At 52.6% G+C, this 10,529-nt stretch carries 11 protein-coding genes and 1 pseudogene; 8 read left to right on the forward strand and 4 right to left on the reverse strand.

Translation table 11 applies throughout. From position 1 onward, the window contains the following. A partial coding sequence (locus tag BZJ17_RS16285; protein ID WP_241836834.1) for an ATP-grasp domain-containing protein occupies window positions 1-813 on the forward strand: 813 nt, incomplete at its 5' end. Here BZJ17_RS16285 and BZJ17_RS16290 read toward each other — a convergent pair. The 4 genes from BZJ17_RS16290 to BZJ17_RS16305 are packed head-to-tail and all read right to left on the reverse strand — an operon-like array spanning window position 810 to window position 4,032. Further along, window positions 810-1,367: a type I DNA topoisomerase gene (locus BZJ17_RS16290; protein ID WP_077641435.1), complete on the reverse strand. Its 558-nt coding sequence runs from the start codon at window positions 1,365-1,367 to the stop codon at window positions 810-812. The two genes, BZJ17_RS16285 and BZJ17_RS16290, sit on opposite strands and share 4 nt — an antisense overlap. A 28-nt stretch (window positions 1,368-1,395) precedes the next feature. Continuing rightward, window positions 1,396-1,869 carry a DUF494 family protein gene (locus BZJ17_RS16295; protein WP_046074885.1) on the reverse strand — a complete coding sequence of 158 codons (474 nt, stop codon included), beginning with the start codon at window positions 1,867-1,869 and terminating at the stop codon, window positions 1,396-1,398. Between the two features lie 2 nt (window positions 1,870-1,871). Continuing rightward, complete coding sequence (gene dprA / locus BZJ17_RS16300) at window positions 1,872-2,954, reverse strand: DNA-processing protein DprA (RefSeq protein ID WP_241824994.1); 1,083 nt, start codon at window positions 2,952-2,954, stop codon at window positions 1,872-1,874. 16 nt (window positions 2,955-2,970) lie between these two features. Beyond that, window positions 2,971-4,032 (reverse strand): LysM peptidoglycan-binding domain-containing protein, encoded by a 1,062-nt coding sequence (locus BZJ17_RS16305; protein WP_077641436.1) that lies wholly within the window; start codon window positions 4,030-4,032, stop codon window positions 2,971-2,973. Between the two features lie 117 nt (window positions 4,033-4,149). Between BZJ17_RS16305 and def the strand changes: the two genes are divergently transcribed. The 7 genes and pseudogenes from def to BZJ17_RS16340 form a co-directional block, all read left to right on the forward strand. Beyond that, window positions 4,150-4,662 (forward strand): peptide deformylase, encoded by a 513-nt coding sequence (def, locus tag BZJ17_RS16310; RefSeq protein WP_077458105.1) that lies wholly within the window; start codon window positions 4,150-4,152, stop codon window positions 4,660-4,662. Window positions 4,663-4,669: 7 nt separating this feature from the next. After that, window positions 4,670-5,614 carry a methionyl-tRNA formyltransferase gene (fmt, locus tag BZJ17_RS16315; protein ID WP_077641437.1) on the forward strand — a complete coding sequence of 315 codons (945 nt, stop codon included), beginning with the start codon at window positions 4,670-4,672 and terminating at the stop codon, window positions 5,612-5,614. Between the two features lie 115 nt (window positions 5,615-5,729). Continuing rightward, window positions 5,730-7,013: a 16S rRNA (cytosine(967)-C(5))-methyltransferase RsmB gene (gene rsmB, locus BZJ17_RS16320; protein WP_077641438.1), complete on the forward strand. Its 1,284-nt coding sequence runs from the start codon at window positions 5,730-5,732 to the stop codon at window positions 7,011-7,013. Window positions 7,014-7,035: 22 nt separating this feature from the next. After that, window positions 7,036-8,415 (forward strand): annotated as a pseudogene (trkA, locus tag BZJ17_RS16325) (Trk system potassium transporter TrkA); the annotation flags it as partial. Window positions 8,416-8,552: 137 nt separating this feature from the next. Beyond that, window positions 8,553-9,584 (forward strand): GGDEF domain-containing protein, encoded by a 1,032-nt coding sequence (locus BZJ17_RS16330; RefSeq protein ID WP_077641439.1) that lies wholly within the window; start codon window positions 8,553-8,555, stop codon window positions 9,582-9,584. 94 nt (window positions 9,585-9,678) lie between these two features. Beyond that, window positions 9,679-9,945 carry a YihD family protein gene (locus BZJ17_RS16335; RefSeq protein ID WP_077641440.1) on the forward strand — a complete coding sequence of 89 codons (267 nt, stop codon included), beginning with the start codon at window positions 9,679-9,681 and terminating at the stop codon, window positions 9,943-9,945. A 188-nt stretch (window positions 9,946-10,133) separates the two neighbouring features. After that, a partial coding sequence (locus BZJ17_RS16340) for a 4Fe-4S binding protein (RefSeq protein ID WP_131826823.1) occupies window positions 10,134-10,529 on the forward strand: 396 nt, incomplete at its 3' end.

A 10,529-nucleotide genomic window follows, 5' to 3' on the forward strand; every position in this document is an offset into this window, starting at 1 on the left:
GTGTATACACAGGCTGATTTAGAAAAGGCGGTCGACGCACTGGGGGCACCCTTGGTCCTCAAAAGCACCTTGGATGGTTATGACGGCAAAGGACAGTGGCGCTATCGTGACGGCGATGATCTTCACGCATTATGGGCAGAGCTCGACGCCTTTCTTAGCGCGCCAGAGCAACGCGATGGCCAAGCCATCATTGCCGAAGCCATGATCCCCTTTGACCGAGAAGTGTCACTGATTGGTGTGCGTGGCGCGAATGGTGAATTTGCCAGTTATAGCCTGACCCAAAACCACCACCATGATGGGATATTAACCTTGTCTGTGGTGCGCCCGGATGAGCATGCCTTGCAAACACAGGCCGCGGACATGTTGGAAAAGATTGCCAGCGCGCTTAACTATGTGGGGGTGCTCGCGGTGGAATTCTTTGATGTAGACGGCAGCTTGTTGGTGAACGAGATAGCGCCTCGGGTGCACAACTCTGGTCACTGGACACAGCAAGGTAGCGCGTGTTGCCAATTTGAAAACCACCTGCGCGCCGTCAGCGGCTTACCCCTTGGCCCGACCGATTTAATCCAGCCAACAGCGATGATTAATATCTTAGGCCAAGGCAGTGTCCCGCTTGCGACCTATCGTGATGCCCATGTGCATTGGTATAACAAAACGCCTCGTCCGGGGCGCAAAGTGGGCCATATTAATGTCACGGCCACATCGAACGCAGCGCTTGCCACCAAGTTAGCCAGCCTCGCCAGCTACCTCCCCGACGATGCTTTTCACGGTTTAAAATCGGCTGCCTTGGCTCTCGCCGCGCAAACCGATTAACCCTCGCTTTCCGATTCTGCAGCCGGTTCACCTTGAATCGCGCTGCAGGGTTTGTCGGCACATTGATGCACCGTCTTGCCGCCTTTCTTGCGTTCCACGAGTAGCGCAAAGCCACATTGCTCGCAGGTGCCGGCTATCGGTTGTGCGTTTACCGCAAAATGACACTTAGGGTATTGGTCACAGGCAAAAAAGCGCTTGCCGTAACGCGAGGTGCGCTCCACCAGTTCACCTTTGTGGCAGGCTGGGCAGGTTAGGGTGGTATGATCGGGTTCATCCGGTTTTTCGATATGCGTACATTGCGGGAACTGATCACAGCCAATAAACATACCGAATCGACCTTGGCGTAACACCAATTCTCCCTGATGACACGCCGGGCAAGCCACGCCAAGCGCTTTTACTACATGGCCATCACCATGATGTAACGCTTTGGTATAGTGGCAGTCTGGATAGGCGGTACAGGCCAGAAACGGGCCTCGTTTGCCCGATTTAAACGCAAGAGCGCTGCCACATTCCGGGCAGCGCTCGTGGGTATTCGGGGTGTTATCTTTACTCATTCACACCTTTTACTGTCATTGATAAGCGTTAATGCACGTATCCCTCTTGTGCGTCGTACAGCATTTCTTCCATCTGTGTATACGCACGTTCGTTACCAGGCACGTTAAACAGCACCATCAAAATAACCCATTTTAGATCATCAAGACCAAATTCTTGGGTCTCGAGTTCCATCACCCGATCGATGACCATTTCACGCGTTTCCGGTGAAAGCACCCCAGCCTGCTCTAAGAATAAGAGGAAGCCTCGGCTTTCTTGGTCAATAAAGCGCGTTTCTTGCTCGGTATAGATTCGGATCGAGCTTTGGGCACTGCCTGATAGGTAAGGCTGTTTATCCGCATTTTGCAACTGTGCCAGCTTTTCAAGCCAGTTCAGGGCTTTATATATATCGTCTTGATGAAAACCCGCGCGGGACAATTCATCTGCTAACTCGTCCTGATCGATCATCACTTCCACATCGCTATGGATGTAGGTTTCGAACAGGTACATAAGAATGTCCATCATGGCTAGCCCCTCCTCGTTCTGACATAGCCACCGGGTACTGCTGCTACAAGCCCCTGGAGTTCTAAGTCTAACAACTGCATCATGATTTCGTGAACCGGTTGGTTGCAGCGCTCAGCCAGTACGTCGACACACGTCGCTTTAGTACCTACGTTAGCCAACAGCTCAGGAAATGGCAATCCTTCATGTGTATCTAACTTAGGCGCGTCACTAAATAATTCGGTTTGTTGACACGCGGCGAAGCTTATCAGGCTATCAATTTCATGCAAGATATCATCGACACAGTCTGTGAGTGTGGCCCCTTGTTTAATCAATTGGTGACATCCACGCGACTGGACTTGGTCAATGGGCCCAGGAATCGCAAACACATCACGATTTTGCTCAAGTGCATAACGTGCCGTGATCAGCGACCCACTTTGTGGCGCGGCCTCTACCACTAATACGCCTGCCGACAACCCACTGATCAGTCGATTGCGCCGCGGAAAGTGCTCAGCCCTTGGCGGAGCCTCTGGCCAGAACTCTGAGACCAGTGCGCCTTGTGCTTCAATCCGCTCAGCCAATGCACGATGTCGTGCAGGATACACATTGGCAAGCCCGCTTCCTAGCACTGCTAATGTCTTGCCGTGGCCTTCAAGAGCACCTTTGTGTGCTCGGCCATCGATACCTAGCGCAAGCCCACTGGTAATCGCAACACCATGCTCAACCAATTGTTTAGCAAATTGATACGCCGTTTCTAAACCTTGCGGGGTCGCGTGACGACTGCCCACCATCGCCAATTGAGGCATCGCCAAGCAAGTCAGATCGCCTTGCACATACAAGAGCAAAGGCGGCCGTGCGATTTCTCGGAGTAATGCAGGGTAAGCTGGGTGGTCAAAGCCAATCAGGTGGCAATTCTCTTGCCTCGCCCACTCAAGGCTACGCTCAATCATGGCATGATTGGGATGCGTGACGGCCTGACACTGCTCAGCGGTTAAACCAACCGCGGCAAGATCATGAGCAGTTTGCTCACTCAACGCATCGATGGGCACTTTGGCCAACAGCGCGCGTCGCTGCGAAACGCGCAACCGCGGCACTTGGGTCAGTATCAACCACCCTCGCAGGGATTTATCGCGCATAGGCCAGTTGAGGGGACGGTGGCACCGCATGCATGCCGGCTTTGATCGGCTGACGCGCTTGCGTGATCACCGCCAAACTTACCCACGGATAAGCCCGAACCACCATGGTTTGTCCCACCGTCACATCAGGCAAGGCGGTCATCGGCTGCGTAGCACTGTCACTTGCGTTTTGATAGCGATACTCACCAGGGCCATTTAATACGTTGGCACCAGCTTCAGTGACAGTAAACATTTGCCCGGCAGTCACGCCATCATTGGCGCCTTTATCAAGTACCACAAGCTGACCATTCGCGACATACTCACTGCCATACAGATGCCCCAATAATGTGGCATCAGTTTGAGCCGCTTGGGGCCAAAAACGCGGATGCGTGTTCTCGGGCAAAGGTAACAAGACATCATTGGGGCGCACTTCCTGCACCACCCGTGTCAATGTCATCACACTGCGGCCTTCACTTCGCGCACGAATACGCCCATCAGCCACATGTTTTAAGCTCACCATCGCGGTAGGTTCGGCGCTATCCTCTGACGGCGCAGGGCGTAAAAAGGTTTTCTCAACCCGAAACACTTGCCAATCCTTAACACTCAGGGACGCATCCACATATAGAGAATCGTGTACTGACAGATATTGACGTCCATCCGTCGAGCCAAGGACGCGAGGCAGCGCCACCAAACGCGCCTTTTCAACCAGTATGTCCTGCTGTAAATACGGCAGCAGCACAGGATCCACACTGCTCAGCGCTGGCRTGTTGGGCGTATCTCCCTTTGCTGCAATCGCACGTCTGGGCTTATAGCTAACGGTCGGTTTTCCCGCTTGCCATGTTAGGGTGAGCACATCGCCGGGATAAATCAGATTGGGATCCTCTATGGCCGGATTTGCGTACCACACTTCAGGCCATTGCCAAGGGTTATCGAAAAAGGTAGCGGCGATATCCCACAGGGTATCCCCTCGCTCAACCACATATCGCTGACTCTCGGCAGGGCCGGCTGCCAGTAATGGTAGCGCGATAGCCAATAGCCCAGCGGCGGCGAGATTGAATAGCTTTCTTATCATCAATGTCTTCCTAACCAGACGAATGATGCTGATGCTGTCAATTGGCTGTCAAAATGTCTAGAATTAACCCAATTACCCCGTGCCGCTTTCGGCACAGTTCAATTTTTATGAGACGTTATGGCTTTATTGAACGTATTAACATTCCCAGATGAGCGTCTTCGCACCGTCGCCAAGCCGGTGGAAGCAGTGACGCCTGAGATCCAAAAAATGGTCGACGACATGCTCGAGACCATGTACGACGAAGACGGTATTGGCCTCGCGGCAACCCAGGTGGACTTTCACCAACGCATTGTGGTGATCGATATCTCAGAAACCCGTGATGACCCTATGGTGTTAATTAACCCAGAGATCATCGAAAAACGTGGCGAAGACGGTATCGAAGAAGGGTGCCTGTCCGTACCGGGTTCCCGTGCTTTAGTGCCACGTGCCGCCGAAGTGACTGTGAAAGCGTTAGACCGCGACGGCAATCCATATCAGTTTGATGCTGACGATCTGTTGGCCATTTGTGTCCAGCATGAGCTTGACCATTTAGAAGGTAAGCTGTTTGTTGACTACCTCTCGCCATTGAAGCGTCAACGCATCAAGCAGAAGATGGAAAAAATCAAACGCGCTAACCAAAAAGCAAGCTGAGGTCACTTTGAGTACACCGCTGCGTATTGTATTTGCGGGCACGCCGGATTTTGCCGCGCGCCATTTGCAAGCCCTGCTCAACAGCGAGCATGAGGTGATTGCGGTTTATAGCCGCGAAGATAAACCGGCAGGCCGAGGCAAGAAGCTCACGGCAAGCCCAGTGAAAAAGCTCGCGCTTGAGCATGACTTACCCGTGTATCAACCCCGCACGCTGCGTGATGAACAAGCGCAAGCGGAACTGGCAGCCTTAAACGCTGACGTGATGGTGGTGGTCGCTTACGGGCTGATCCTGCCCAAAGCAGTACTGGATACACCGCGATTGGGCTGTGTGAATGTCCACGGCTCTATCTTGCCACGTTGGCGCGGCGCCGCGCCAATTGAGCGTGCCGTGTGGGCGGGCGATACCGAAACCGGTGTCACTATCATGCAGATGGACGAAGGCCTTGATACCGGCGATATGCTAAAAATCGCCACGCTGCCTATCGAAGAAACCGATACCAGTGCCAGCTTGTATACGCGTTTGGCAGAATTGGGGCCCCAAGCCTTGATTGATTGTCTCAATGACATGGCCAACGGCATTATTCTTGCCGAGCCACAAAACGATGCCAAAGCCAACTATGCCGAGAAGCTGACCAAGCAAGAAGCCAAAATTGATTGGACACAAGATGCTGCGTTTATCGGACGCTGTATTCGCGCCTTTAATCCACGTCCAGTCAGCTACTTCACCTTGGGAGAGCAAAATATCAAAGTCTGGCAGGCCAATGTGCTCGACATTGATGTCGACGCCACACCTGGCACGGTGATCAATACCGACAAGCACGGTATTCAGGTTGCTACCGGCAAAGGTGTACTCCAGCTAACACAGCTTCAGCCTCCCGGTAAAAAAGCCATGCAAGCCCATGAGCTGCTCAACGCGCGCCGTGAATGGTTTGAGATTGGTACACAGCTATAATGAACACGGTTTACCGTGTCATCGTCATTCAAAGGCCAGTCCACTGGCCTTTTTTATTGGTTAACGCCCCTTGGTGGCAAACTATTCGCCACTTGGCTGCAATGTAGGTAACAGCATGAATGTAAGAGCCGCGGCTGCCCGCGTTCTGTATCAAGTTGTCGATCAGGGTCAGTCCCTGTCACAACAACTGCCTTTAGCCCAGCAACGTATCGCACCGCGTGACGCGGCCTTATTACAAGAGATGTGTTATGGCACCTTACGTTGGTTGCCACGCCTTGAGCAAATCGTGCAATCCTTGATGGATAAGCCACTGAAAGGCAAACAACGTGTCTTTCATCACCTCATTCTGGTCGGCTTGTATCAATTAGGCTATATGCGCATCCCAGCGCATGCTGCGGTGGCTGAAACCGTGAACGCCACCCAAACACTCAAGCGCCCTCAACTTCGTGGATTGATCAATGCCATCTTGCGTCAATATCAACGCGAGCAAACCGCGTTAGATGAAGCCAGTAGCGCCAATGCCGCCGGCGAGTTTTGCCACCCCAGTTGGCTACTCAAGCGGTTACAAGAAGCCTATCCCGAGCAATGGCAAGCGATTGTCGCGGCCAACCATCAAAAAGCGCCCATGTGGCTGCGGGTTAATCGTCAGTACCATCGCCCTGATACCTATCTTGCATTACTCAAAGAAGCGGGCATTGATGGAGAGTGCTTCGTTGAGGCTGGCGATGCGATCAAATTAGCCAAGCCGTGCGATGTCTCGCGCTTACCAGGGTTTGACCAAGGTTGGGTATCCGTCCAAGACGCCGCTGCCCAGCTCGCGGTCGACTACCTGACCCCGCAAGCAGACGAGACGATTCTTGATTGCTGTGCGGCACCAGGCGGAAAAACCTGTCATATCTTAGAGCACCAACCTAGCGCACACGTGACCGCGATTGATGCCGATGCGCAAAGATTGAGCCGCGTCAAAGAGAACCTTGCCCGACTGGGGCTTAATGCCACGGTGAAACAAGCCGATGCTCGCGAGCCCAGCACTTGGCATTCAGGCCCCGCGTTTGACCGTATTTTGCTTGATGCACCCTGTTCGGCAACCGGTGTGATCCGTCGCCACCCCGACATCAAATGGTTACGCCGTGATAGCGACATTGCCGCCCTCGTCACGCTCCAAGCGGTAATCTTGGATGCAATGTGGCAGCAGCTTAAGCCGGGCGGTACTCTTGTGTATGCAACCTGTTCTGTTTTACCTGATGAAAATCGCCATCAAATCCGTGATTTTCTCGCCCGTACACCAGATGCCAACTTACGCACCGGCACGTCAGAAGTACCGGGACGTCAGATTTTACCCGGCGAGCAAGACATGGACGGCTTTTACTACGCATGCTTGGAAAAGTCACTGACCTAAGTGCCAAGCAGGGAGAGTTAATAACATGAAAATCATCATCTTGGGCGCCGGACAAGTCGGCGGCACCTTGGCAGAAAACTTGGTGGGTGAAAACAACGACATCACCATTGTCGATTGTGCGCCTGAGCGACTGCGTGACTTGCAAGACAAATACGATCTGCGCGTGGTGCAAGGCTATGCTAGCCATCCCTCAACGCTGCAAGAAGCTGGCGCACAAGATGCTGATATGTTGGTTGCCGTCACCAATTCTGACGAGACCAATATGATTGCTTGTCAGGTTGCGTATACCCGATTTAATACACCTAACCGTGTCGCCCGGATCCGTAGCCCAGAGTACTTAGCAGTCAAAGATCAGCTGTTTAATCGCGAGGCCTGTCCGGTCGATCATTTAATTGCGCCCGAAGAGCTCGTCACCCGCTACATTCGCCGCCTCATTGAATATCCCGGGGCGCTGCAGGTGGTCGGTTTTGCCGATAACAAAGTGGGCTTAGTCGCCGTCAAAGCGTATTACGGCGGCCCGCTTGTCGGAAAGGCCTTGTCGGCGCTGCGTGAGCATATGCCGCACGTAGATACCCGTGTTGCCGCTATCTTCCGTCGCGATCGCCCTATTCGCCCGCAAGGCACCACCATTATCGAAGCCGATGACGAAGTGTTCTTTGTCGCCGCCAGTAACCACATTCGCTCCGTGATGAGTGAATTGCAACGCCTCGAAAAACCCTACAAACGGATCATGATTGTCGGGGGCGGGAATATCGGGGCAGGCCTAGCCATGGCACTTGAACGCCAATACAGCGTTAAGCTTATCGAGCGCGATCCTGCCAGAGCCGAACACCTATCTGAGTTGCTGGAAGATACCACGGTATTTTGTGGTGATGCCTCCGATCAAGAGCTGTTGAGTGAAGAGCACATTGATCAAATCGATGTCTTTATCGCGGTGACCAACGAAGATGAAGCGAACATCATGTCTGCCATGTTGGCCAAACGCCTTGGGGCAAAGAAAGTCATGGTGCTGATTCAACGCGGTGCGTATGTCGACTTGGTACAAGGCGGCGCGATCGATATTGCCATCTCGCCTCAACAAGCGACCATCTCTGCCCTGCTAACCCATGTGCGTCGCGGTGACATCGTCAATGTGTCATCGCTACGGCGTGGCGCGGCCGAAGCCATCGAGGCTATCGCCCATGGTGATGCTGCAACATCCAAAGTCGTGGGCCGTGAGATTGGCGATATCAAACTGCCCCCCGGCACCACCATCGGGGCAGTGGTACGTGGCGAAGAAGTCTTGATTGCACACGATAAAACTGTGATCCAACAAGACGATCATGTGGTGATGTTCTTGGTCGATAAAAAATACATTCCAGACGTAGAGCGTCTGTTCCAGCCCAGTCCTTTCTTTCTCTAAATCAATGTTCTGTAGGCCAATCAGGCCTACAGGCACACACTTTTGGCTCACGCACTGCCACCGCCCTTAATTTGGGTATACACTGACAATATCGTGTTTTTTCGGCCCCCGACCGGACAGGGAGTATCAACGTAGCCATGTCGGATGATCAGTTTCAACAATCGACCGGTTTTCTAAAGAAAGCCGTGCCGTTAATGATGAAATACAAGGTGCCCACCACCCCTACTAACTACGCGTTGTGGTACACCTATGTCGCGGATACCGATCCTCAACTCAATGCGGATGTGGACGACACGCTCACGCACCACGGCACCTGCAGTCCGCTGCAAAGTGACATGCTCTACCAAAAACACGTCGCCGACAAACACAGCCAAGACATGAGCGCTCTCAAGCAAAGCCTCGAGTCGATGATGACCGAGATGAGCCACTCAATGTCGGATACATTGCAAGACACCGATGCCTTCCAGAGTGTGTTAGATCGTACCTTCGAACAGCTTGCGCGGGTAGAAGATGAAGGTTTGTCTATCGATGAGACCATCGCGGTCGTGCGTAACGTGGTTAAAGACTCGCAATCGCTCACCCAGTCGACCCGCTACTTCAAGCATCAGCTCAGTGATGCGCAGCAAGAGATCTCTCAGCTCAAACAGACGCTGGCAGAAATGACAGAGCAAGCCACGCATGATGGTTTAACCGGCCTTTTAAATCGCCGCGCCTTCGACCGAGAACTCGCCGCCTATATTGACAGCGATCTCACTCCACCTTTTTGCCTCGCCTTAATTGATCTTGACCACTTTAAAAAGCTCAACGACACCTATGGCCATGTGATTGGCGATACCGTGCTAAAACAAGTGGCCAAGCGCCTCAGCGATTACTGTCGTGATGGCATCCAAGCCTTTCGTTATGGCGGCGAAGAGTTTGCTTTGCTCATCCCGCAAAAACGTCTCAATGGCGCCAAGCGTATTGCTGAAACGATACGCACCGCTATCGACCGGATGATTATCAAAGATAGACGCCGTGGCAACACGCTCGACCATATCACGGTATCGATTGGCGTTGCCGAGTACGATAATGAAACGGGTGAGTCTGCGTCAGATCTCATTCATCGTGCTGACAAGCACTTATACAGCGCGAAGAAACTCGGCCGCAATCGCGTGATGCCGATAAATTAATCCTCACCTGCGCCTTATTTGATCTTGGCTAAGTTTCAGCCCAATACGCTCGGGCAAAATGGTGTTTTTTACGTGCCACACATAAAGGACACCTATGAATTGCCATCGCATCAATGAACTGCTTGAGCTGTTAAATCAGTCGTGGCAGAAAACGCCGGAGCGCTCACTGGTCGAGATGCTCACTATCATTGCCCAAGAGGCTGGCCATCAAGACGGGCTGGATAACATCTCGGACGACACCTTGATCTATCAGCTCAAAATGCGACTAGAGGATAAAACTGCCCCCATTCCCGGCTTGGCAAAAGACAGCGAAGAGGACTTCAAAGCCGCTATCTTGCGTGCTCGCGGTATTCAATCTTAAGCGGAATGAGGCAGGGAGCACACATAGAGCGCTGTTATAGCTGGAATTGTTCTAGTTTGTGACTGTTTCGCAAACTATGACACTGATAGAGTATTCGCGAATCTGGCTACGCTATAATCACGCGTCACAACGATAAACAGGGTCTGGCAACGTACCAAGGCCTCGACATCCCAAGGAAAGCCAATGTCATGAGCAACGAAAAGATAGACGTCAAAGACGTGACCGCAAAAGAATACAATCCGAAAACCCATAAAGGGGGCGACGATCGCTTTAATCCGAGCAATCGCATTTATGTGCGCGCGGTAAAAGGCTATTACCAAAAGATGCGCCGCTATATGGGCTGGTTTTTCATGGTGCTGTTTCTCGCGATTCCTTGGATCCCGTATCAAGGGCGCCAAGCGATTTTGCTCGATATCGGCAACCAGAAGTTCACCTTTTTTGGCACCACACTTTGGCCACAAGATCTGACCTTATTGGCAGCCTTGTTGATGCTTGGGGCGTTCGGACTCTTTTTTATTACCACCTTCCTCGGCCGCGTCTGGTGTGGATACCTTTGCCCGCAAACCGTGTGGACCTTCCTGTTT

This window comes from Salinivibrio sp. IB574, assembly GCF_001996205.1.
GTDB classification, from domain to species: Bacteria; Pseudomonadota; Gammaproteobacteria; order Enterobacterales; family Vibrionaceae; genus Salinivibrio; species Salinivibrio proteolyticus.